Annotated in this window: 18 protein-coding genes; 5 read left to right on the top strand and 13 right to left on the bottom strand. The window is 38.1% G+C overall.

Features of this window, described 5'->3' with window-relative positions; all coding sequences use genetic code 11:
- Positions 1–251 precede the first annotated feature (251 nt).
- From ACE3RB_RS00580 to ACE3RB_RS00525, 12 genes are all read right to left on the bottom strand, one after another.
- Complete coding sequence (locus ACE3RB_RS00580) at positions 252–2,246, bottom strand: prolyl oligopeptidase family serine peptidase (RefSeq protein WP_374462394.1); 1,995 nt, start codon at positions 2,244–2,246, stop codon at positions 252–254.
- 282 nt (positions 2,247–2,528) lie between these two features.
- The gene (locus ACE3RB_RS00575) at positions 2,529–2,873 is read right to left on the bottom strand and encodes a phage holin family protein (protein ID WP_114821738.1); all 345 of its coding nucleotides are present in this window, start codon (positions 2,871–2,873) and stop codon (positions 2,529–2,531) included.
- 117 nt (positions 2,874–2,990) lie between these two features.
- On the bottom strand, positions 2,991–3,413 hold the full coding sequence (locus ACE3RB_RS00570) for a PaaI family thioesterase (RefSeq protein WP_374462393.1): 423 nt from the start codon (positions 3,411–3,413) through the stop codon (positions 2,991–2,993).
- Positions 3,414–4,028: 615 nt separating this feature from the next.
- Positions 4,029–6,155 carry a DNA topoisomerase 3 gene (locus tag ACE3RB_RS00565; protein ID WP_374462392.1) on the bottom strand — a complete coding sequence of 709 codons (2,127 nt, stop codon included), beginning with the start codon at positions 6,153–6,155 and terminating at the stop codon, positions 4,029–4,031.
- A 125-nt stretch (positions 6,156–6,280) separates the two neighbouring features.
- Positions 6,281–6,910 (bottom strand): hypothetical protein, encoded by a 630-nt coding sequence (locus tag ACE3RB_RS00560; protein WP_374462391.1) that lies wholly within the window; start codon positions 6,908–6,910, stop codon positions 6,281–6,283.
- A 386-nt stretch (positions 6,911–7,296) separates the two neighbouring features.
- On the bottom strand, positions 7,297–8,172 hold the full coding sequence (locus tag ACE3RB_RS00555; protein WP_374462390.1) for a pirin family protein: 876 nt from the start codon (positions 8,170–8,172) through the stop codon (positions 7,297–7,299).
- 482 nt (positions 8,173–8,654) lie between these two features.
- Entirely contained in the window at positions 8,655–9,239 is a 585-nt protein-coding gene (locus tag ACE3RB_RS00550) for a Crp/Fnr family transcriptional regulator (protein ID WP_374462389.1), read from the bottom strand.
- Positions 9,240–9,249: 10 nt separating this feature from the next.
- The gene (locus tag ACE3RB_RS00545) at positions 9,250–9,561 is read right to left on the bottom strand and encodes a hypothetical protein (RefSeq protein WP_374462388.1); all 312 of its coding nucleotides are present in this window, start codon (positions 9,559–9,561) and stop codon (positions 9,250–9,252) included.
- Between the two features lie 532 nt (positions 9,562–10,093).
- Positions 10,094–10,714: an alpha/beta hydrolase gene (locus ACE3RB_RS00540; protein ID WP_374462387.1), complete on the bottom strand. Its 621-nt coding sequence runs from the start codon at positions 10,712–10,714 to the stop codon at positions 10,094–10,096.
- Between the two features lie 5 nt (positions 10,715–10,719).
- Complete coding sequence (locus ACE3RB_RS00535) at positions 10,720–11,673, bottom strand: VOC family protein (RefSeq protein WP_374462386.1); 954 nt, start codon at positions 11,671–11,673, stop codon at positions 10,720–10,722.
- Between the two features lie 433 nt (positions 11,674–12,106).
- Entirely contained in the window at positions 12,107–12,325 is a 219-nt protein-coding gene (locus tag ACE3RB_RS00530; RefSeq protein WP_374462385.1) for a GNAT family N-acetyltransferase, read from the bottom strand.
- Between the two features lie 136 nt (positions 12,326–12,461).
- A complete protein-coding gene (locus ACE3RB_RS00525; protein WP_374462384.1) occupies positions 12,462–13,394 on the bottom strand; it encodes a ring-cleaving dioxygenase in 933 nt (310 codons plus the stop codon).
- A gap of 616 nt (positions 13,395–14,010) precedes the next feature.
- Here ACE3RB_RS00525 and ACE3RB_RS00520 point away from each other — a divergent pair.
- From ACE3RB_RS00520 to ACE3RB_RS00500, 5 genes are all read left to right on the top strand, one after another.
- Positions 14,011–14,949: an EamA family transporter gene (locus ACE3RB_RS00520; RefSeq protein ID WP_374462382.1), complete on the top strand. Its 939-nt coding sequence runs from the start codon at positions 14,011–14,013 to the stop codon at positions 14,947–14,949.
- An 18-nt stretch (positions 14,950–14,967) separates the two neighbouring features.
- Positions 14,968–15,996: a methionine ABC transporter ATP-binding protein gene (locus tag ACE3RB_RS00515; RefSeq protein ID WP_374462381.1), complete on the top strand. Its 1,029-nt coding sequence runs from the start codon at positions 14,968–14,970 to the stop codon at positions 15,994–15,996.
- Entirely contained in the window at positions 15,989–16,645 is a 657-nt protein-coding gene (gene metI / locus ACE3RB_RS00510) for a methionine ABC transporter permease MetI (protein ID WP_332387753.1), read from the top strand. The genes ACE3RB_RS00515 and metI overlap by 8 nt, the downstream gene beginning before the upstream one ends.
- A 125-nt stretch (positions 16,646–16,770) precedes the next feature.
- Positions 16,771–17,580, top strand: coding sequence for a methionine ABC transporter substrate-binding lipoprotein MetQ (gene metQ, locus ACE3RB_RS00505; protein ID WP_374462380.1), 810 nt, complete (start codon positions 16,771–16,773; stop codon positions 17,578–17,580).
- 385 nt (positions 17,581–17,965) lie between these two features.
- Positions 17,966–20,230, top strand: coding sequence for a glycoside hydrolase family 3 C-terminal domain-containing protein (locus ACE3RB_RS00500; RefSeq protein ID WP_374462379.1), 2,265 nt, complete (start codon positions 17,966–17,968; stop codon positions 20,228–20,230).
- 420 nt (positions 20,231–20,650) lie between these two features.
- Here the strand turns inward: ACE3RB_RS00500 and ACE3RB_RS00495 are convergent, their stop codons facing one another.
- Positions 20,651–22,837, bottom strand: a complete 2,187-nt coding sequence (locus ACE3RB_RS00495; RefSeq protein WP_374462378.1) for an outer membrane beta-barrel protein — start codon at positions 22,835–22,837, stop codon at positions 20,651–20,653.
- Positions 22,838–22,920 lie beyond the last annotated feature (83 nt).

Genomic DNA, 22,920 nt, shown 5'->3' with positions numbered 1-22,920 from the left:
GCTTGAAGAAGGAAGTTATTGAGGCTATGAAAAACGGGTTGGCTATATTTTCACCTTTTTAAACAGTGATATCATTAATTTATTTAAGATTGACCGCAACTTCCAGTCTCCCTCTTCCAGCTTCCAATAGTCTGAATTTAATTTCCTAAATCCAACTCAGTGTATCTAAGTTTTGGCTAAAGCCATCGGAATTGTTAATCATAAAAAAACGGGCTAAAGCCCGTTTCTATTGATATTTTATATTGTTTATCCTATAAAGTTTCCTTCAGCCAATCGAAGAATTCTCTCTGCCATACCAGTCCGTTTTGTGGATGAAGCACCCAGTGGTTTTCGTTCGGGAAGTATACCAGTTTAGATTTTAATCCTCTTAATTTTGCAGCCTGGAAAGCTTCCTGCCCCTGTTCGTAAGGAACACGGAAATCAATTCCCCCCTGAACGATCATGATCGGTTTGTTCCATTTATCTACAAAGTTGCTTGGATTAAATTCTGTGTACGCTTTTGGAAGTGGCTTTTCCCAAGGTGAACCAAGATCCCAGTTCGCAAACCAAAGTTCCTCTGTGGTCAGATACCATGATTTCATATCAAATAATCCGTCATGAGCGATAAACGTTTTGAATCTGTTCTCATGGATTCCAGCCAGCATAAACACACTGTATCCTCCATAGCTGGCTCCTACTGCTGCTACTCTGTCACCATCTACGTACGGTAAAGTTTTCGCAAAGTCTGTTGCTGCCAGATAATCTCTCATTGGCTGCCCGCCCCAGTCTCTTGAAATTTCTTCGTTCCATTTTGTTCCCCAGCCCGGCATACCTCTTCTGTTAGGAGCTACCACAATATAATCGTTGGCTGTCATTAGGGCAAAGTTCCATCTTACACTGAAAAACTGAGTAAGAGCAGACTGCGGACCACCCTGGCAATATACCAAAGTCGGGTATTTTTTGTTCGGGTCAAAGTTCGGTGGATAATGGAACCAAACTCCCATTTCCTTACCGTCTGAAGTTTTCACCATTTTAAGTTCAGATTTCCCCTGAGCCAGCTTAGCGTATGTTTCTTTGTTGGCTTCAGTAACCTGCTTCATTTCTCCGTTTTTAACGTTTACAGAGAATAATTCTGTGGCATGGTTGATATCTGTTCTTCCTACTAAAAGTGAAGTTTTGTTGTCTGTAAAGATTTCGTTAACGTCAAAATCTCCTTTCGTGATCTGCTGTACTTTTGCTGATTTTGAATCCAGTGAGAAAAGCTGTTTTGTTCCTCTGAATGCCGCTGTGAAGTAGATCGTTTTTGAATCTGCTCCCCAAAGTACATCTCCTGAAACACTTTCATCCCAGCCTGAAGTAAGATTTGTGATCTTCCCTGACTTCCAGTCCAGGATTTTCACATCATTTTTATCTGCTTCATATCCGTCTCTGGCCATGCTCTGCCAGATCAGAGATTTTCCGTCCGGGCTGAATTTTGGATTTACATCATATCCTTTGTTGGATTCTGTAAGATTTTTGGTGGTACCTGATGCCAAATCGTAAGCGAAGATATCGGTATTGGTACTGGTAGCATACTCTTTACCGCTTTTAGGTTTGGTAACATATAAAAGCTGTGCAGAATCCGGGCTCCAGATAAAGTCTTCAGCTCCTCCGAAAGGTCTTTGAGGGGAATCCCATGTTTTCCCTTCCAGAAGATCTTTAGCTCCTTCTGCTTTATCAGAAACGTTCACTACAAATACATGGTTGTATTTTCCTTCATTGAAGTAATCCCAGTGTCTGTGGTTCAGATCTGTGTATACCTGTGCTGTGGTTTTAGGAGTATCACTGAATTTGTCTTTCCCCATTACTTTTTCCACCAACACCTGCTTGCTGAAAGCTATTTTCTTTCCGTCCGGAGAAATGACAATATTATCAGCTTCACCAATGGTATAGAATTCTGCCCATGTTTTTCCGGCATCTTTAGAAAGGTAGATTTTATCACCTTCCTGAGCATAGATTCCGTTTTTATCCCACTGAATAAGTGCTTTTTTACCGAAATCAATTTTAGAGGACTGATGATTAAGAACATTCAGAAAATAGTTCTCGTTTTTTGTTTTTTCTGTTTTCAGATCTACCTGTCCTACTTTATAGATAAGGGAACCCTGATCCGGTGAAACTGCCTGTACTCCAACTTTTTTCAAAGTCCAAAGGATTTCAGGCGTCATTACTTGTTGTGCATTCATTAAAAGCGGAGCTGCCAAAGCCAGCAGACTGTACTTAAGTTTCATATGTTGATATTCATTTTTTAACGGATCTATGAAATTACAGTGATTTCATGAAATCCTTTTATTAAATTCAAAGATTGCCAAAGTTAATATTTAAAATAAAAACGGACGAAAGAATTAACATTAAAATTTAAACCAGGTGATTTATTAACAGGTAAACTTTATTAATTTATAAAAAAAAAACTAATAACCCTCTTCTATGAAAAAGTTTCTGCTTATTTCGTTATCAAAAAATAAAAAAACCGCCCATTGAGCAGATTTTTATTTAAATATGCTATGTTTTAATTAATCTCCATCTGAGAACATTGAGTTTGCCAGAGAAGTTACAATTGACAGTAATATACTGAAGATAAATGCCCACCAGAAGCCATCTACCACCATACTGTCTATAAAATAGTCTGCAATCAGGACAATTGCAGCATTAATTACCAGAGCAAAGAATCCTAAGGTAAGAATCGTCAATGGAAGGCCGAAAAGACTTAAAATTGGCTTTACAAATATGTTAAGAACCCCAAGCACAATAGCAAAGATAATAGCTGAAGAAAATCCTTCAAACTGTACCCCAGGTAAGATTTTGGTTAAAAGGTAAGCGACAATCGCGGTAATAAATAGTCGGATAATTAAGTTCATTGTGATATTTTTTAATGTTTATGGGGTTTGTGGAGCAAAAGCCATTCCATTCAGGAAAAAGAATTCTTTGAAACCCTTTATTTAAGGAATATTCTGTCTTTTATTTCCCTTAATGTATTATTTTATTTTCATCATGGTCACTAATGAAGTCGCTACATGACTTTCCGATTCAGAGCCTTCAGTCTGAACATAGATTTCCGTCCTCACCACAATGATTTTTCCTCCGCCTTTAATGACATATGATTTTGAAACCAGAGCATCTCCCATTGCAGGACGAAGATAATTTACTTTCAGCTCAACGGTCACTACATAACAGTCCTCAGGATAATGGCTCACGGCTGCGTATCCTGAAGATACATCCACTAGGGAAGCAATCATTGCCCCATTGAACATTCCTGCTTTTCTGGTCATCATTTCCATTTTGGGGATTTTCATGGATATAAAACCGGTTTCTATTTCCAGCAGTTCTGCTTTATAAAACTGTAAAGTTTCCGAACGGTTGAAGCTGTCTGTGATGAGTTTTCTTTTCTCTGGTGTCATAATTTGAATTTAAATGTAAATTTAAACATTCATTTAAACAGTAAGGAATGAAAAGTATAATTTTTAAAAAGCAAAAAAACAATGTTGAAGTTTTCCGTTTTCAGTAGAGGTATTTAGATTATGGAAATATTGAAGGTAGAATATAAGGCTGGATTCCTACGGAATGACAAATAAGACGCTTTAGTCTATCCATATAGCTTGTCATTCCGTAGGAATCTCGGTATAGTTTGGTTGGAAAACGCAAAGACGCAGGTTATCTCCCAGGTCATATATTTTTAAGGCGCAATGATTTTATCTCCGATAAAATGTTATTATTTCATGATAGCTAGAAAAGTACAAGGCTGGACTCCTGTGGAATGACACATACGATGCTTAGTCTATCCGTACAGCTTGTCATTCCGTAGGAATCTTCTCCTCGGTATGGCTTGGTTGGAAAACGCAAAGGCGCAGATTATTTCTAAAGTCTTATATTTTTAAGGCGCAATGATTTTATCTCCGATAAAATGGTTATTGTTTGATAACTAGAAAAGTACAAGGCTGGATTCATGCGGAATGACACATACGATGCCTAGCCTATCCGTACAGCTTGTCATTGCGGAGGAATCTCGGTATAGCTTAACCAAGCTGTACCTGAAAATCATCACCTAAAGTCAAAACGCCTTCTGTAATTGCTTCCGGATGTGTGGAGAAGCCTTTCAGTTTAGAGGTTTTCCCTTTTAAAACCAGGTCTAAAAGCTGTTTATCTGATAATTTCTTACCGAAAATCTCAAACGTAATTTTAAAGCCGCAGTTTTTGAAATCGGAACATCCAACTGCGGTTTTTCCTTTGATCAGAGTATGCTCTTTACATTTCGGGCATTTTGTTTCTTCCCAGGACTGAAGTTCTTTTTTCTGTGCAGGTTCTCTTTTTTTCTTTTCCTTCACTTCTTCTTTTTCCTCTTCCTGCAGGGTGATTACTTTTCCTTTTCCATACACTACTTTTTCCGTAAGTTCTGTAACCATCTGGATCAGTTCTTCTTTGAAAAGGTTGGCTTCGTACTCGCCTTTTTCAATTTTACGGAGTTTGGATTCCCATTCACCAGTCAGTTCAGGGCTTTTTAAAAGTTCGTCTTCGATGGTGTCAATCAACTGAATTCCGGTTTGGGTAGCGATCAGATTTTTTCTTTTCTTCTCAATGTATTTCCTTTTGAAAAGAGTTTCAATGATGTTGGCACGGGTGGAAGGTCTTCCAATACCATTGTTTTTAAGCATTTCACGCAACTCTTCATCTTCAACCTGTTTTCCGGCCGTTTCCATGGCTCTCAGCAAGGTTGCTTCGGTGTAAGGTTTTGGAGGAGTCGTTTTTCCCTGGTGGATCATCGGATCGTGTGGTCCGGTTTCTCCTACAACAAATTCAGGAATGGTCTGTTCTTCCTCTTTTTCTTTTTCCTTATCGGTTGCTTCTTCTTTAGGCTCTTTGGCGTAAACGGCTCTCCAGCCTGCTTCAAGAACCTGTCTTCCACTGGTTTTAAAGGGAATGGTTCCTACTTTTCCTTCCACCAATGTGTTTGAAATTTTACATTCCGGATAGAATACAGCAATGAAGCGCTTTGCAATCAGGTCATAAATCAGTTTTTCTTCCCTGCTCAGATTCTGGGAAGGCGGAATTTCTGTAGGAATGATGGCATGGTGATCGGTTACTTTCGTATCATCGAAAACAGCTTTTGATTTTGGAATCGGAGCTTCCAGCAACGGGGCAATCAGATCCTGATAAGGATACATTTTCTGAAGAATGCCTGCTATTTTCGGATATAAACTATCTGATAAGTAAGTGGTGTCAACACGCGGATAGGTTACGTGCTTCTTTTCATAAAGGCTCTGCACATAATTCAAGGTATTTTCCGCTGAGTATCCGTATTTTTTATTGGCTTCTACCTGTAGCCCGGTCAGGTCAAAAAGACGTGGATTTTTTTCTTTTCCTTCTTTAATTTCGAAAGAAACGATCTCAAATGGATTGACTTTAAGGTATTCCAATCCTTTTTCTGCACGTTCCAATGTTTTTAAACGATCAATTGCCGCACTGAAAAGGACGTCACGGTATCTGGTTTTCAGTTCCCAATATTCTTCCGTGGTAAAGGCATCAATCTCTTTTTGACGCTGAACCAGCATCGCGAGTGTGGGAGTCTGTACCCTTCCAATGGATAAAACGGCTTTATTTCCTCCGAATTTCTTCGTAAAAAGCCTTGTAGCATTAATTCCCAACAGCCAATCTCCTATCGCTCTGGCGTTTCCGGCAAGATATAAATTTTTATAATCTTCTGCAGGTTTTAAACTTGCAAACCCTTCTTTAATAGCATCTTCTGTCAGGGAAGAAATCCATAAACGCTGAACCGGTTTGTTGCATTTTGCCTTCTGCAATACCCAACGCTGAATGAGTTCTCCCTCCTGCCCGGCATCCCCGCAGTTAATGACCTCATCACATTCTTCCACCAATTTCTCAATGACTTTAAACTGGGTTTCCACTCCTTTATTCGGGATCAGCTTGATTCCAAAGCTGTTGGGAATAATCGGTAGTGAAAAAAGATTCCAGGATTTGTACTGCGGACCGTAGTCATGAGGTTCTTTGAGGGTGCAAAGGTGTCCGAACGTCCATGTCACGCAATAGCCGTTCCCTTCCATATACCCCTGTTTAGGCGTGGTAGCGCCCAATACTTTGGCGATATCTCTGGCAACACTAGGTTTCTCGGCAATACATAATTTCATGAACTCGGGTTTATTGAAGGAGTACAAAAATCGGTATTTTTTTTGACTTTTCAAATTGGGAGAGCAATTGAATTTTAGAGCTTAATTATGAATAAAAAAACGAGATATAAGTAAGCATGAAAAAATTACTTATCAAAGCCCAGATTTCTACTTAATCCAATTTTAAATCCGATTGTAAATGAATTAAAAGCATTCCTATTATCAAGATCATTTGATAAATATACTTTTTTAAGACCTTTTGAATACATTGCAGTAATTTCTATCCAATCTGTGAGCACGACTCCTGCTCCGGCATTTATGAGATAATCAATATTTTTCTCCCGATATTGCTTTTCATGTCCATTACTCGTATAATTTATTTTCCACACAATGTAATCAACCTGCCCACCTGCAAATATATAATATCTGCTTTTTACACGATTAAAACTCAGGTATTTTTTAAGATTAACTCCTCCTCCTAGTTTATTTAATTTAAAATTGGAATTATATGGATTCTTTACAGGAAGTGAAACTTCCGTAAATGGCTGTAAAAAAAGTTCACTGGAATTGAAATAGGCAATTTCAGAAAGTGCCACATCCACGGCTAAAGTTGCCGAGTATCTGCTCATCCACTGATTTTCAGCATTATTATTTTGTAGATATCCTCCACTATAATTGAACCCAAGACTCCATTTCGTATTTTCATTATAAAACTGCGAGAAAGCTTTCCCAGGAAACAATAGGAAAAGACAAATGACAACCATTTTTTTCATCATGTATTCTTAAATTGTATTGAGGAGAAATTTCCATTGGGAAGAACTCTGAATCATTAATTTTAATAGCAGAGAGAAACTTCTTTTTACGCTACAAAAGTATCTATATGACCATAAAAAACATATACTACAAAAGCACTTCAACGGTATAAGACACTATAAAACAATAATTTGCAAAAAAAATGAAGTAATTATGAAGTATGTATCTCTAATACATTTTAGATTTAAAAATACAAGAAAAGCTCTTGATGAAAATTCACAATAATTAAAGACTTACAAAAGAAAAGCCCCCTTAAAAAAGGAGGCTCAATCAACAATGTAATGAAACCAGGTTCATTATTTCTTTTATTTTAAAATGGCATTGGCCATTCAATAGATTTAGAGTAAACTTAAAGCGTCATGGGTACATCCATTAAAAGGATTTCCGTGCCTTCTTTAAGGGCTTTGATATTGAGATCCTGGATATCCCATACTCCGAAGCCGTCACGTTCTTCCAAAGTTTCACCGCCTATTTCTGCGCTTCCTTTCAAGATGAAAGCATAGGCTCCGTTTCCTTTTTTTCTGATCTGATAGCCAGTTTCTGTATTCTGATCAAAGGTTCCCAAATGAAACCATGCATCCTGATGAATCCATACCCCTTCATCATCTGCATTTGGGGAAAGAATCTGCTGAAACTGATTGTGACCTTTTGTTTTGTCTAAGGTGATCTGATCATATCTCGGCGTCACATTTCTCTTTTTCGGATAAATCCAGATCTGAAGGAATTTTACAAGCTTATCGCTGTTTTTATTGAACTCACTGTGCATGATCCCGGTTCCTGCGCTCATCACCTGGATATCTCCGCTTCTGATCACGGCTGTATTCCCCATACTGTCTTTATGTTCAAGATCGCCCTCCAAAGGAATGCTGATGATCTCCATATTATCGTGAGGATGCGTTCCGAAACCTCTTCCTGCTTCCACTTTATCGTCATTCAGAACTCTCAGAACTCCGAAGTGCATTCTTTCAGGATTATAGTAATTGGCAAAACTGAAAGTATGATTGCTCAACAGCCATCCGTGATCGGCCTTTCCTCTTGTATCAGCTCTGTGGATCACAGAGTTTTCTTTTATTTTTAATTCTGTATTGGGAAGATGATTGTATCCGATCGGTTCTAATGGTTCGATCTCATCGATGTCATTTTTCATAGCACTTGCCAGAGAGGCTGATGCCACAAACATTCCTGTTCCCAATAATCCTTTCTTTAAAAAATCTTTTCTGTCCATATCAGATTGTTATTTGTTCTTGTTTGATAGGACAAATTTAGAGATGTTGCAAGTCCTGTACATTTAACTAGTTTAATAAATGACTTTGCAGCAAAAAAATTCAGGAAACTTTTGTATCCGGGAGTGTGGTTATATTGGATTGTTATTTTGGGAAAACACAAGTATGTTTTACTCTTAAAGATATTTAATTTTATAGATATTTTAAAGAATAACTTTATTTAGATTCCTGCGGAATGACAAGCTATACGAATAAACTAAAGCGTCTTATTTGTCATTCCGCAGGAATCCAGCCTTACAATTTCCTTCAATCACAATCTTTACCTTATTCACAAATTCCACAAATGAAGATGTAAAAATCCCCTCCTCCGAAGGGTGGCGAAAATTCAGAGAATTTTTGACGGGGTGGTTTCAAACGTAAAGTCATCAAGAGCAAAAATTTGTTTAGTCATCGGCAAATCTGCGGATAAACATTTTTCAGAGATTTATTTCTCTTTTGAAGTAAGACGTTTTCTGATGGTGCTTACAAATTCTTTTGAAACCCCAAGGTAAGAAGCAATATAATACTGTGCTACTCTTTGCGGGATGGAAGGATACAGTTTGATAAATTCAAGGTATCTGTAGGATGCAGTTTTGGAGATAGTGTCTACCAACCTTCCCTGAAGGGTGGCAAGATTTCTTTGAACCAGCATTCTGAAAACTCTTTCGAATTTTGGAACTTCCTGCAGCAGTTTTTCTTTTGTTGCCGGGTTCAGCATATAGATTTCCGAATCTTCCAGCGTTTCTATAAAAACCTTAGAAGGCTTCTGCTCCTGGAATGATGCAATATCACTGATCCACCAGTCTTCAATGGCAAACAGAAGAGTAACTTCCGTGCCGTCATCATCCAGACAATACATTCTCAAACATCCTTTCTGAATATACCCTTCAAACTGGCAGACTTCTCCTTCCCTCAATAAAACTGTTTTCTTGGGAAACGTCTGACATACCAGCAGATCTGTAAAAACTTTCTCTTCTTCCGGAGTGATGGAAATGAACCGGGTAATATTTTTGATGATATTTTCAAACATAGCGCAGGATTTACCCCTGCAAATTAGGAAAAAGACTGTAAACTTCGTTCTTTAAAAGTCCACTTCCTCCTCCATAATGGTCTATTACTTTTACATCTTTATCTAAACCGGCACAAAAAACTTTTATATCTTTCTCAAAATCATCCTCTAAGCCGGAGCTTAAAAGGACAATATCTACCGTATTATTTTTTATATAGTCATAGCAGAAGTTTTCATCACTGTGTATTTCTGCCGTCCAGCCTTCATTATTCTCTATAACTCTTTTTAAAGTATTAAGAATTTCCTGATTCTTTCCAATTACTAAAAAATGTAATGTTTTCATTTTGTTTAAGGTTTAAAATTCAAGGTTTAATGTTCAAGGTTCAGGGTTTAATATTTATATTGTTTACGTAAAAAGGTAAAATGACGATTTAGATTCCTGCGGAATGACATAGTGTGTGGATAAATAAAGTGCTTAGTTTGTCCATTCAGTAGAAATCTAAACACTTTTACTCCAAATGCTCCCACTCAATAACCGAACCTCGAAACCTGCCTCCACCCCTAATAACTCTCAAACCCATCAACTCTCTAACTCAAAACCCGCATCCCTCGTCATTCTACAAATGCCTGTTTTCCCGAAGTTAATTTTCAGGTTCGGATTATTTAGGTTTTGGCTAAAGCCAGTGATTTTTGTTTTTTGGTGGGCTAAAGCCCGCCGCTATTGAATGCTAATTTATACATTGGGTTAGATTCCTACGGAATGACAATGTGCGCGGATAGATAATGCGAATACTTTGTCATTCCAGAGGGATCTTCACTTCATTTAAACACTTAAAGGATCATTAAAAATTACAAATAATTCAAAGTTAATGTACTTAATTAAAGATAATCGAGTTGGACAATTCAATCTCTTCCTCGTTAATAGAGTGTCCGAAATTGGCGTATACTTTTTCTGTTACTTCAGCATTCATTTCTCTTAAAATATTGGCGGTAGCATATACTCTTTCTACAGGAACATGAAAATCAGGGTTGCTGGTTCCCAGAAACACCGGAGTTCCGGCAAAGTCGCCTTTATAATTTTCGCGGTTGATTTTATCCCCTATCACTCCTCCAATAATAGCCGTTGCCCCGCCAAATTTCTGTGCGTTACGCGCTAGGAACTCAAGGGTAAGACAGGCTCCCTGAGAAAACCCAAAAAAATATATATTTTCTGGTTTAATTCCTGCTTCTACAGCTGCTTTTACTGTTTCTTCAACCATTTCAATGGCTGATGACAACCACGGTTCGTTTTGTTCTACCGGTGCCATAAATGAATAGGGATACCAGGTATGATTAAGGGCTTGTGGTGCCAGCAGTGCATAATCTTTCACATTTAAATGCTGGGATAAACTTAAGATATCCTGAGCACTTCCCCCACGCCCGTGAATCATGATCAAAGCTTTTTCTGCCTGATTCAACGGTATTCCTGCTGTTTTTATATTTAAAATATGACTCATTATTTCTATCTGAATTTTTCTGTTGGATAATTGATTACAGGAAGGACTTCTGTAAGACGCTCTCTTCTTTTTTCAAACTGCTGCGGTAACATCAGATCCTGTCCTAAAAACTCTGCTTCTTCATCCACATCGAAACCTGGGCCTGAAGTGGCAATTTCAAACAAAACACCTCCCGGCTCTTTAAAGTAGACAGAAGTAAAATATTTTCTGTCTTTTACTTCGGTATGTTCCAGTCCGTATGCATTTAATCTCTTTACCATTTCAAGCTGAGATGCCGCATCCGGAGTAGCAAAAGCCACATGGTGAACGGTTCCCCTTCCGGCTAGTCCTTTTAAGGCATTAGGCGTAGAAAGCAGATCTACATATTTTCCCGGCAGATTTTCTGTTCCCAATCTCAGTCTGTCAGGACTTTCTTTGATTACTTTATGATCCATCTGAGTTGTAAGGAGCGCTGCTGTTCTTTCATAGGCATCCTGCCAGATTTCTACGTGATGGATTCCCTTGATTGCATAATCTTTAGGAATATAACCATTATAATAGCCTTTTCTTTCGTCCTTATCATTAAAAACCAACTCCAGTCCCAGCCCGTCAAAATCTTCAAGATAAATAAAAACTTCATCTGAAAATCTCTGCTGAGGCTGCTTAAAAGGAATATTAAACTGTTCCAGACGGCTTATCCAATAATCCAGAGCATCTATGGAAACTGAAAAAGCTGTGGTATTGAGCATTCCTTTACCATGTCTTCCATTGATCAGATCTTTGCCATACGGAAAGGTAGTCATAATTGTTCCCGGTGTTCCGTATTCGTCACCGAAATAAAAATGATAAACATCCGAATAATCGAAATTGACTGTTTTTTTGACCAAACGAAGTCCTAATACTCCGGTATAAAAGTCTATATTTTCCTGTGCATTGCCGGTAATTGCCGTAACGTGATGCAGTCCTGTGATAAGGTTCATAGTGATAAAATTGTTAATTGGTTATTATGATGGAATTCGGGGTTTGGGTTAATAAGGCCGAGACTCTCAAACTCGAATCCCAAACTTCAAAATCTCACATCTTAAAAGGCTACCTAGAATATTTAGATTCCTTCGGAATGACAAAGTGGGAGGATAGATAAACGCATAGTTTGTCCATTCCGCAGGAATCTACACTCCCCTCTTACTCTCAAACATATTCAGCCGAATCTCTAAAACTCGTATCCCTAACTTCAAAATCTCGTATCTTAAAAAGCTACATAGAATATTTAGATTCCTTCGGAATGACAAAGTGGGAGGATAGATAAAACGCATAGTTTGTCCATTCCGCAGGAATCTACACTTCCCTCTTACTCTCAAACATATTCAGCCAAATCTCTAAAGCTCGTATCCCGAAACCCGACTCTCAAACTCATTAGAGTTCTTCCTTCAGCCAGACATCATTATATTCTTCCGGATGGCGTTTGAACTGAGCGTGCACATACGGACACAACGGCAGAATCTTTAAATCATTTTCTCTTGCGTAAGATACCAATCTCTCTAATAAAATTTTGGCAAAGCCTTTCCCTTCATATTCCGGATTCACTTCCGTATGGTAAACAGTCAGTTTTTTTCCAATGACTGAAATATCCATTTACCTGCTTTATGATCGTCTGAGAAAAGCTGGATTTCTCCTTTTCTTCCTTCCAACACTATTTCTGTTCTTTCCATTTTTGTTTGTTTTAAATTTTAATTCAAAATTAGCATCTTTATCAGAGTTCTCCGATGATCTATGATAATTTCGGAAGCACACCTTCTATTTTCTCACGTATTCCTTCGTATTGTACAGGAAGCTTCAGGTTAGTTCCCAGTTCATTCAGAGGTTCATCCACTGTGAATCCCGGATTGTCTGTTGCGATTTCAAACAAAACACCACCCGGCTCACGGAAATACAGTGAATAGAAATAATCCCTGTTGATTTTCGGAGTTATGCTCAATCCTGCAGATAAAGCTTTTTCGCGGTATTCCATCAGAACATTATCATCTTTTACCCTGAATGCAATGTGGTGATTGGTTCCGGCAGCATTTCTTCCGGCAGGAATGGTATCGTTTTCAATAATATCTACCAGATTAGCGGTATCAATCGCATCGGTAGCCAGTCTGTATCTTTCCCCCTCCTGTTTTTTCACGTCATATCCTAAAATATCAGTCAGAACTTTGATCGTAGGATCTGCTTTTTTTAAAGTTAAAGTAACGTTATGAAATCCTTTCAATGCATTTTCATCCTTAATATCATCAGTTGTCCATACTTTTCTGTTATCATCACCTGAAGGTTCTATAAACTGTAACTGAAGTCCGTCCGGATCTGTAAAAGAGATCATCTTTTCACCAAACACTTCTCCTTCTTCCACATTGACGTTAAAACCCTGCAAACGGTTTTTCCAGAATTCAAGGCTTCCTTTCGGTACAGAATAGCCGATGTGGGTAGCCATTCCGCTTCCGTTGGTTCCTTTACCAATTCCTTCCCACGGAAAGAATGTAAGGATGGTTCCTGGAGTTCCGTTTTCATTTCCGAAATAGAAATGATAGGTTCCCGGATCATCAAAATTCACTGTTTTCTTTACCAGTCTTACGCCTAAAACTTTTGTATAAAAATCTAAATTTCTTTTCGCATTGTCTGCTATTGCTGTAATATGGTGCAGACCTAATATTCTATTGTCCATGTCTTTTAATTTTGATGCTAAATTACAGTGAACAGACATCCTGTGCATTTAACTAGTTTAATAAATGCAGTTCCTCCACTTTTGTCAAATTTTTTCGCCCGGGAATAAACTTTACACAATTCTCAAAAAATTTAATTTATTTTATGTTTTTCACAACATCATCTATGATATGATTTCAGCATAATTTCAATTAAAAATCAAAAGATATCAGCAAGTTACTTTTTAACATTAAAAAACAAAAACCACAAAACATTGATTTTAAACAAATTAAATCATCAACAATAAATTAACATCTAAATTGTCTACTTTTTTAGTGGACTAATAAAAATTATATTATATATTTGCAACCGTATTCAGGAAATAAAATAAAATGAAGGCAGAATTAAAAAATAATTCAATGAAGAAACATATCATCAAAAACATGATGAAGCATATCTGTATGCCTGTATATCGGGAATACTGTGGTTGACCTTACTTTTATTTAGACATATTTTGTAAAGGCCCTACCACGTTGTAGGCCTTTTTTTATTGAACACAACAACATTAAAAACATAAAAATGAGCAATTCTAAAAACAAATGGTTGATTCCATTGGCGTTTACAAACATTTATGTGATATGGGGAATTACGTTTTTAGCTATTTCATTTGGCTTGAAAGGTTTTCCGCCATTTATTCTTTCGGATTAAGATTTCTGGTGGCAGGAATTCTGATGATCGGATATCTTCTTTCTAAAGGAGAAAAAGCAAATTCCCTCATCAACTGGAAAAAAAATGCAATTACCGGGATTCTTATCCTTACCGGAGGAACCGGACTTGTTGCCTGGGGAGAACAATATGTAACAGCTTCCGAGGCCGCAATTTCTATTGCAACCGGACCGTTCTGGTTTATTGCCATCGACAGAAAAAACTGGAAGTATTATTTTTCAGATAAATTTATTCCGATAGGACTGGTCATCGGATTTGTAGGGCTGGTACTCTTTTTAAAAGGCAGTGTACACGCGAATGAAGCCCATGCAACCGCGGATGGAAATCTTCGCATTACTGCATTTGTGGTTTTGGGATTAAGTTCTATCGCATGGGTGCTCGGCTCTTTATATTCGAAGAAAAATCCGGCGTCGCAATCTACCTTTATGAATATTGCGCAACAGCTTATAATAGCGGGACTGGCTTCTTTTTTAATTGCTTTTTTCAGAAAAGAATGGACCGGTTTTTCGGTTTCTGAGGTTCCGTTATCTGCATGGTCCGGAGTGCTATTTTTGATCTTCTTTGGATCGATAGTCGCTTATTTGTCGTACATTTGGCTTCTGTCCGTAAAACCCGCGGCTTTGGTAAGCACCCACACCTATATCAATCCTATTGTAACAGTGATTGCAGGCTGGATTGTTGCCCATCAAAGTATCAATGGAGGTCAGCTGTATGGTTTATTTGTCATATTGCTTGGAGTACTTTTAACGAATGTGACCAAGTATTTCAAACTTTCAAAACGGTCGAAGGTCAAAATCAGAAGAATTAGAAGATTTTTAAACAGAACAGGCAGACCCTATCAGCCTATTTAAACAGTATATAAAATCAGAATGATAGAAATCAGAAATATATCAAAAACATTTCACCAGAAAAAACAGTCTTTTAAAGCGCTGGATAAGGTGAGTCTTACCATAGAGAAAGGAGATATTGTAGGAATTATAGGATTTTCAGGGGCAGGAAAAAGTACCCTGATCCGTACAGTGAATCTATTGGAAAGACCGGATGAAGGACAGATTATTATTAACGGAAAAGATTTTACTGCGCTCAACTCCAGACAGCTGGCTGAGGAGCGCAAAAAAATAGGAATGATCTTCCAGCATTTCAATCTTCTTTCTTCAAGAACTGTTTTTGATAATGTAGCACTTCCTCTGGAACTGGATCATACCAGCAAAGAAGATATCAACAGAAAGGTGAACGAACTCCTGAAGATCGTAGGACTTGAGGATAAAGCCAATGATTATCCTAAAAGCCTTTCCGGAGGACAAAAACAAAGAGTTGCTATTGCAAGAGCTCTGGCCAATGATCCTCACCTTCTGCTTTGTGACGAAGCCACCAGTGCACTGGATCCTGCTACAACCCAGTCTATTCTTCAGCTTTTAAGGGACATCAACCAGAGACTGGGAATTACAATTCTTTTAATTACCCACGAAATGGAAGTGATCAAATCGGTGTGTAACCACGTTGCAGTGATCGACAAAGGAAAATTATTAACAAAAGGTACATTAAGCGAGATTATTTCGGACAGAGAAAACCCGATCATCCGCCAATTTATAAATTCAGACATCATGACCCTGCCACAGGAACTCATCAGCAGACTGCAGAAAGAACCAAAAGACGGTTTATTTCCGCTGATAGAAATAGAACTTAACGAGAACGTCAGTGTTGAGCAAATTCTTTCAACACTATACAACCAATATAAAATTCCTTATAAACTTTTAAAAGCTGATGTGGAATACTTCGGAGATTCCAATTTCGGTAAACTTCTGCTGCAGCTTCAGGGTGGAACGGAGGAAAACCAGCAGGCGATCTATTATTTCAATCAAAATAAAATTCAAAATACAGTAAAAGGATATGCTTAGTGACGCTGTAATTGCCCTTTTGGCAAAAGGAACCTGGGAAACGGTTTACATGACATTTTTATCCGGCTTTTTCGGTTTTGTCCTGGGACTTCCGGTAGGAATCCTGTTGTTTTTAACTAGAAAAGGCCAGCTGCTGGAAAATGCTTTCTATCATCGAGGACTTTCCATCATCGTTAATATTTTCCGTGCAATTCCTTTTATTATCCTGATCGTCTGGATGATTCCTTTTACCAGAGTTCTGGCCGGAACATCTATCGGAGTGAATGCCGCTTTGGTTCCACTGAGCGTGGGAGCAGCACCTTTTATTGCGAGACTTGTAGAGAACAGTCTTATTGAAGTGCCTCATGGCCTTATAGAGACCGCGAGAGCGCTGGGAGCTTCCCCGTTACAGATTATCAGAAAAGTTTTGCTCCCTGAAGCGCTTCCTTCATTAATCAACAATGCAACCATCACTTTGATTACCCTTGTAGGTTACTCCGCAATGGGAGGTGCTGTTGGTGCCGGAGGACTTGGACAGGTGGGCTACCAGTACGGATATATCGGGTATGATATTGTCATTATGAATACGGTTTTGATTCTACTTGTTCTTTTGGTTTTCATTATCCAGTTTATGGGTGACAGGCTGTCAAAAAGATTTGATCACAGATAGTTGGTTCCGGATATGAGTTTGAGGGATTCGAGAGTCGGAGGGTTTGAGAGTATGGGTTGGCCAATTTCTAATTTGCCATTCGTAATTTAGCTACCCTCATTTTTAATTTTTAAATAAGAAATAGAATGAAAAGAATAAAAATTTTTGGTTTACTGGCTGCGGGGATATTACTGTTCAGCGCTTGTTCGGGAAGAAAGGACGACCCCAATTTTATCCGTGTCGGGATCACTTACGGCCCTGAACAGGAAATTGCTGAGGTGGCTAAAAAAGTAGCCAAGGACAGATATAATCTGGAAGTGGAACTCATTCCTTTCAATGATTATGTAGTTCCCAATGAAGCGTTAACCAACGGAGATATTGACGCCAATGCCTTCCAGCACATTCCTTACTTAACGGAACAGTCCAAGCAGAGAGGTTACAACCTTGTACCTGTAGGCAATACATTTGTGTATCCTATTGTGGCTTATTCAAAAAAGATTAAAAATATTGGTGAACTAAAAGATGGCAGTACGATTGTTATTCCAAACGATCCCACCAACGGAGGACGTTCATTGCTTCTGCTGCAGAAAAACGGATTATTGAAATTAAAAGAAGGAGTCGGGCTTCTTCCAAAAGTAACCGATATTACAGAAAATCCGAAACAGCTGAAAATTATGGAAATTGAAGGCGCACAGATTCCAAGAGTTCTGGATGACAGGGATGTTGTGGTAGGGGTAATCAATAATAATTTTGCCGCTCAGGCAGGCTTAGATCAGGAAAAACAGGGAATCCTTGTTGAGGATAAAGACTCACCTTATGTGAATGTGGTTGTAGCAAGACCAGACAATAAAAACAGCCAGAAAGTAAAAAACTTTGTAAAAGCCTATGAGTCTCCTGAAGTGGAAAAGAAAGCTAAGGAAATTTTCAAAGGAGGTGCTGTGAAGGGATGGGATTAATGAGTTGGAGAGTAAGAGGGTTTGAGGGTAAGAGTGTAGATTCCTACGGAATGGACAAGGTGGACGTATAGATAAAGTACTTAATTTGTCCATTCCGTAGGAATCTTAGTACTGTGTTAGAAGTATTGAAGGGTTCAAGGTATTGAGTCAAAGTATAGGAGTAGCTTCATTTGTCTTTCACCATTTTGCAATTTCGATTTTTAGCCTTTTCACTTTTATGTTCAATCCAGCAACTTCTCTTCATTTTTTTTAATAATTAAAAATATTTCATAATGAGCTGTCTGCAAACAAGCAGGCAGTTTTTTATTCATTATTTTTTTATTTTCTCAATTTGAGATAATAAAAATTTTCTTTACTTTTGTTTTTAATCAAACTGAAAGGCATTATGTTAAAGAAAACCGTCATTATAAGTTTACTCACCTTTATTTCTGCATCTTATATGGCTCAGACCAATATCCAGACTCCCGTTTATTTAGACGAATCCAAACCTGTAGAACAGCGTATTCAGGATGCATTATCAAGAATGACACTGGAAGAAAAAGTGGCTATGCTTCATGCACAGTCGAAATTCAGCTCACCGGGCGTTCCAAGATTGGGAATTCCTGAATTCTGGACTACGGATGGACCGCACGGAGTCCGTCCTGAAGTGATGTGGGATGAATGGGATCAGGCCGGCTGGACCAACGACTCTATCATCGCCTACCCTGCCCTGACTGCTTTATCCGCAACATGGAATAAAAAAATGGCATGGAACTACGGGAAAGCGCTGGGTGAAGAAGCCCGATACAGAAAGAAAGATATTCTTCTAGGCCCCGGAGTTAATATTTACAGAACTCCGCTGAACGGAAGAAACTTCGAATACATGGGAGAAGATCCTTATCTGACCTCAAAGATGGTGGTTCCTTATATCAAAGGCGTACAGTCTAATGGTGTGGCAACTTCTGTAAAACATTTTGCTCTGAACAACCAGGAAATGTTCCGTCATACCAGTAATGTGAATGTGGATGACAGAGCGCTCTATGAGATTTACCTTCCTGCATTCAAAGCAGCAGTAACAGAAGGGGATTCATGGACGATCATGGGAGCTTATGATATGTACAAAGGTCAGTATGCCAGCCAGAACCAATATCTTTTAAATGATATTTTAAAGAAAGAATGGAACTATAAAGGCGTTGTGGTATCCGACTGGGGTGCTGTAAACAATACGGAACAGGCTATTCATAATGGTCTTGATCTGGAATTCGGATCATGGACGAACGGACTTTCTGCAGGAACTAAAAATGCCTATGATAATTATTATCTGGCAAAGCCTTATCTTGATTTAATTAAAGCTGGAAAAGTTGGCACAAAAGAGCTTGATGACAAGGTAACGAGATTACTACGTCTTGCCTACAAAACAACAATGAACCGTAATAAACCATTCGGAAATATTGCTTCTGAAGAGCATAAAGCGGTTGCCAAAGAAATTGGTGAAGAAGGAATCGTTTTATTAAAAAATCAGGGAAATGTTCTTCCTATTGATCTTAATAAGGCTAAAAAGATAGCAGTTATCGGAGAAAATGCCATTAAAATAATGACTGTTGGCGGTGGTTCATCTTCATTAAAAGTAAAATATGAGACGCTGCCTTTGGACGGAATCAAAACCAGATTTGGAAAGCAAGCCGATGTACAGTATGCCAGAGGATATGTAGGCGATATCGGCGGAGAATATAACGGCGTAAAATCCGGTCAGGATTTAAAAGATACCCGCTCCGAAGCTGAATTACTGAAAGAAGCTGTAGAGCTGGCCAAAAAATCTGATTATGTAATTTTTGTAGGCGGCCTGAATAAGGCGGATTTCCAGGACAGTGAAGGAAATGACAGAAAAAGCTATGGGTTGCCTTATAATCAGGATCAGATCATCTCTGCTCTGGCAAAAGCCAATAAAAACCTTGCTGTAGTTTTGGTATCGGGAAATGCTGTGGCCATGCCATGGATTAAAGAAGTTCCTACCGTTGTACAGGCCTGGTATCTGGGTTCTGAAGCTGGAAATTCAATTGCAGCAATTCTTGCAGGAGATGCAAATCCATCAGGAAAACTTCCGTTTACTTTCCCGGTAAAACTTGAAGACAATTCAGCACACCAGCTTGGAGAATATCCGGGGCAGAAAGATGAACTGGCGGCAGGAAAAGGTAAAGATCAGAAAAATCCGATTAATATTACTTACAACGAAAGCATTTTTGTGGGTTACCGCTGGCATGACACTAAAAATATAAAACCACTGTTCAGCTTCGGGCATGGTTTGAGCTATACCACTTTTGAATTCGGAAAAGCGAAAGCAGATCAGACCACAGTATCACAGGATGGTAAAATCACCTTTACAGTAACAGTTAAAAATACGGGTAAAAAAGCAGGTGCTGAAGTTGCCCAGCTTTACATCAGTGATTTAAAATCATCGGTCCCACGTCCGGCAAAAGAACTGAAAGGCTTTGAAAAAGTATACCTGAATCCGGGAGAGCAGAAAGAAGTTACTTTCACGATTGATAAAACGGCCTTAAGTTATTTTGATGCCCAAAAACATGATTGGGTCGCTGAGCCGGGAGACTTTGAAGCACTGATTGGAAATTCTTCAGATGCAATTAAAACGAAAGTAAAATTTACCCTTAAATAAAAAAGCGTTAAGAGTATAAAACTCTATTTGATAATTATTTGATAGAATGTAAACAGATTCCAGATCGGGATCTGTTTTTTTATTCTCCAACAGATTTCTTAAGAGCTGCTGAAGTTTTTAAACCATTAAGGAGTTTTAAGTGATGAAGAAAAGTTAAGGTTCAAATAAATTTGAGTGAAGCAACCTGGACAAAAATGTCTTTAGACATTCCCTTAATACTCTTAACAGCTTGCTATTTTCTTAATGGTTTTAAAATTTGAGTGTAGATATTTTCCCACAGATTAAAGAGATTGCACAGATTTTTGGAGATAATCAAGGATGTTTCTCACTACTTCTCTCTCCCAGCTTCCTGCTTCCAACCCAAAATAAAAAACAGATTCCAATTCGAAACCTGCTTTCATTTTATCTAACAATCTTTAATTATTTTCCGCCGCCACCGTTTTTCTCAACATCTGTTTTGGTATTTTCTTTTACCTTTTGGTTTCCGAAACGTTTTACAAAAGTGAGCGAAACACCATACCAGTCCCATTTTGAATACTCCCTGAAAGTTCCGTCAGGACTATAGGTTGTGTTATCCCCATAAGGTCTTTTAAAGATATTCATCAGCTGCATACTAAGTTCCATCTGTGTTTTCGGGAATATTTTGGTGACAGAAATATTATGGAAAACATTGGTGTTATTCGCATAGGAATTCCCGTTATTCTGATTGGCAAGCTCCATCCATGCACTTACATTAATATTTTTATTAAACAGATTGGTATAGGAAATATTCGCAGAAGCTCCCCAATAGCTGATATAATCCTTGGCACCTAACTTATTTTTTTCGTTGAAATCTTTATTATTAATATAGTACCAGCCAAATCCGGCATTTACATTCAGCTTATTTTTCAGGAAATTCTGATTGGTATTGGCAAAAAGATAATATTTCTCAACCTTTCCGTCAAAGTTTCCGGGTAATGAAACCGTTCTTCCATTTTCTGTCACATAAGTTGTCCAGTAATCCTGATTGGTATGCATATACCTTGCGGAAATAAAATACTTTTTCAAAATTCCGAACTTCAGATAAAGCCGGTCATTAGGATTCGGATTCAGATAAAGATTTCCTCTGGAATAAGTTCCGTTAATTTCAGGCACCAGAAAGGGATTAAACTCGGAATACCACGGTCTCCAGATGCTTCGGTTATAGGTAAGGCTCAGGTCAAATTTCTCTGAAAAACTATATTTCAGTAACAGATTGGGTAAAAAGGTACCATAAGAATCTTTTCTTTCTGTACCTGCTACATCCTGCCGTACTTTGTAATCAATATATTTGTAGCGGATCCCGATCCGGGTTTCCAGTTTTTTGAAAAATGTCTTACTGTAGTTGGCATATAAAGAGCTCAGATGATCCTCATAATGGAATCTGTCGTTTTTAGACAGATTAAAAAATTCTGATGCCGGGTCATTGATACTGAAACCATAGAGCGTATTGGGAATGACATGGTTGTTCAGTTCGGTTTTACCTCCCACTTCCATTGTTCCTCCTGTTTTACCAAAAGGCTGTGTATAATCAACTTTCAGATAATAATTACGCATCTGATTTGAACTGACAACTCCCAGTTGCTGATCTGTTTTCACACCCTGTTTATCAATTTGCTTATCTATTAAATTATCACTGTTATCACTGGAATAGTTGGTCCCTAAATTAATATCTAAAATTCGGTTCTTTTCTTTGTCATAATATTTATAGAAAGCATTAGTTCCCAGATTACGGCTGAATCCCCAGTTGTTTTGGTTTTGGTGAAAAGATTCTCCCGGATCTCCGTCTTTTGAAGTCATCCCATCCGATTCTGCTGAAACTAAATTCCTGTTCTGAGAATATTCCAGGACAAGACCGAAATTATTCTTTTCATTGATTTCAAACTCTGAAGTGGAAGAAAGAGACGGACTTTCATTTCGCATAAGATTTTCAAGATTGAACTGTGTAAGCTTATTTCCTTCATAGCGGTTATCCCATGTCTGGGTTTTCTGTACATAATTTCCGCTATTGTAACTTCCTATGAGGGTTTGGGTAAACTTTTTCTTATGGTAGTTCAGGTTGAAGTTCGTGTATTGTGAATTTTTGGTACTTTGCCTGTTGTTCAGGGATATACTTCCTTTCAATCCTTCATCTTCCCTTTTTTTAAGAACAATATTAATGACAGATCCGGAAGTTTCATAGCGGGAAGAAGGGCTGGTAATCACTTCAATTTTCATAAGATTATCAGCAGGAATTGTTTTAAGATATTCCTTTAATTCTTTTCCTGTAAAAACAGATTTCCTGTCATTAATGTAAACGGTAACCAGTTGCCCCTCCGCTTTTACCTCATCGTTATTATCAATGCTTACCAAGGGAGTCATTCTAAGAACATCCCAGGTTGTATTTCCTGCCAGAATTGCACTATTCGCTACATTAAATACAGTTCTGTCTACTTTAGATTCTACTGTCGGTTTTCTGGCAACCAGAGTAACAGCTTCTATTTCTTTTGCATTTCCTTTTACAGTATCACTTGCAGCCGGTGTCTGAGCCTGCTGGGCCATTGCTAATGAGCCTGTTAATACTGCTATTGGAAATAAGATTATTTTCATGTGAAATTATAGTTTTTTCTATAAGACCACTATTAACATAAATTTGTTACATTAAAAAAGAAAAAAAATAAAATAAATACTTA

The sequence above is a fragment of the Chryseobacterium sp. genome, assembly GCF_041914225.1.
Classification (GTDB): domain Bacteria; phylum Bacteroidota; class Bacteroidia; order Flavobacteriales; family Weeksellaceae; genus Chryseobacterium.
This window is presented reverse-complemented; position numbering and strand designations above follow the sequence as displayed.

Excerpts from the sequence above, each read along its gene's own strand:
- ACE3RB_RS00525 (WP_374462384.1), bottom strand. The coding sequence starts at position 13,394 with ATGGACAATAGAATATTAGGTCTGCACCATATTACAGCAATAGCAGAC.
- ACE3RB_RS00550 (WP_374462389.1), bottom strand. The coding sequence starts at position 9,239 with ATGTTTGAAAATATCATCAAAAATATTACCCGGTTCATTTCCATCACT.
- ACE3RB_RS00520 (WP_374462382.1), top strand. The coding sequence starts at position 14,011 with ATGGGGAATTACGTTTTTAGCTATTTCATTTGGCTTGAAAGGTTTTCC.
- metQ (WP_374462380.1), top strand. The coding sequence starts at position 16,771 with ATGAAAAGAATAAAAATTTTTGGTTTACTGGCTGCGGGGATATTACTG.
- ACE3RB_RS00535 (WP_374462386.1), bottom strand. The coding sequence starts at position 11,673 with ATGAACCTTATCACAGGACTGCATCACGTTACGGCAATTACCGGCAAT.
- ACE3RB_RS00555 (WP_374462390.1), bottom strand. The coding sequence starts at position 8,172 with ATGGACAGAAAAGATTTTTTAAAGAAAGGATTATTGGGAACAGGAATG.
- ACE3RB_RS00580 (WP_374462394.1), bottom strand. The coding sequence starts at position 2,246 with ATGAAACTTAAGTACAGTCTGCTGGCTTTGGCAGCTCCGCTTTTAATG.
- ACE3RB_RS00515 (WP_374462381.1), top strand. The coding sequence starts at position 14,968 with ATGATAGAAATCAGAAATATATCAAAAACATTTCACCAGAAAAAACAG.
- metI (WP_332387753.1), top strand. The coding sequence starts at position 15,989 with ATGCTTAGTGACGCTGTAATTGCCCTTTTGGCAAAAGGAACCTGGGAA.
- ACE3RB_RS00560 (WP_374462391.1), bottom strand. The coding sequence starts at position 6,910 with ATGATGAAAAAAATGGTTGTCATTTGTCTTTTCCTATTGTTTCCTGGG.
- ACE3RB_RS00575 (WP_114821738.1), bottom strand. The coding sequence starts at position 2,873 with ATGAACTTAATTATCCGACTATTTATTACCGCGATTGTCGCTTACCTT.
- ACE3RB_RS00545 (WP_374462388.1), bottom strand. The coding sequence starts at position 9,561 with ATGAAAACATTACATTTTTTAGTAATTGGAAAGAATCAGGAAATTCTT.
- ACE3RB_RS00565 (WP_374462392.1), bottom strand. The coding sequence starts at position 6,155 with ATGAAATTATGTATTGCCGAGAAACCTAGTGTTGCCAGAGATATCGCC.
- ACE3RB_RS00570 (WP_374462393.1), bottom strand. The coding sequence starts at position 3,413 with ATGACACCAGAGAAAAGAAAACTCATCACAGACAGCTTCAACCGTTCG.
- ACE3RB_RS00500 (WP_374462379.1), top strand. The coding sequence starts at position 17,966 with ATGTTAAAGAAAACCGTCATTATAAGTTTACTCACCTTTATTTCTGCA.
- ACE3RB_RS00540 (WP_374462387.1), bottom strand. The coding sequence starts at position 10,714 with ATGAGTCATATTTTAAATATAAAAACAGCAGGAATACCGTTGAATCAG.
- ACE3RB_RS00495 (WP_374462378.1), bottom strand. The coding sequence starts at position 22,837 with ATGAAAATAATCTTATTTCCAATAGCAGTATTAACAGGCTCATTAGCA.
- ACE3RB_RS00530 (WP_374462385.1), bottom strand. The coding sequence starts at position 12,325 with ATGGATATTTCAGTCATTGGAAAAAAACTGACTGTTTACCATACGGAA.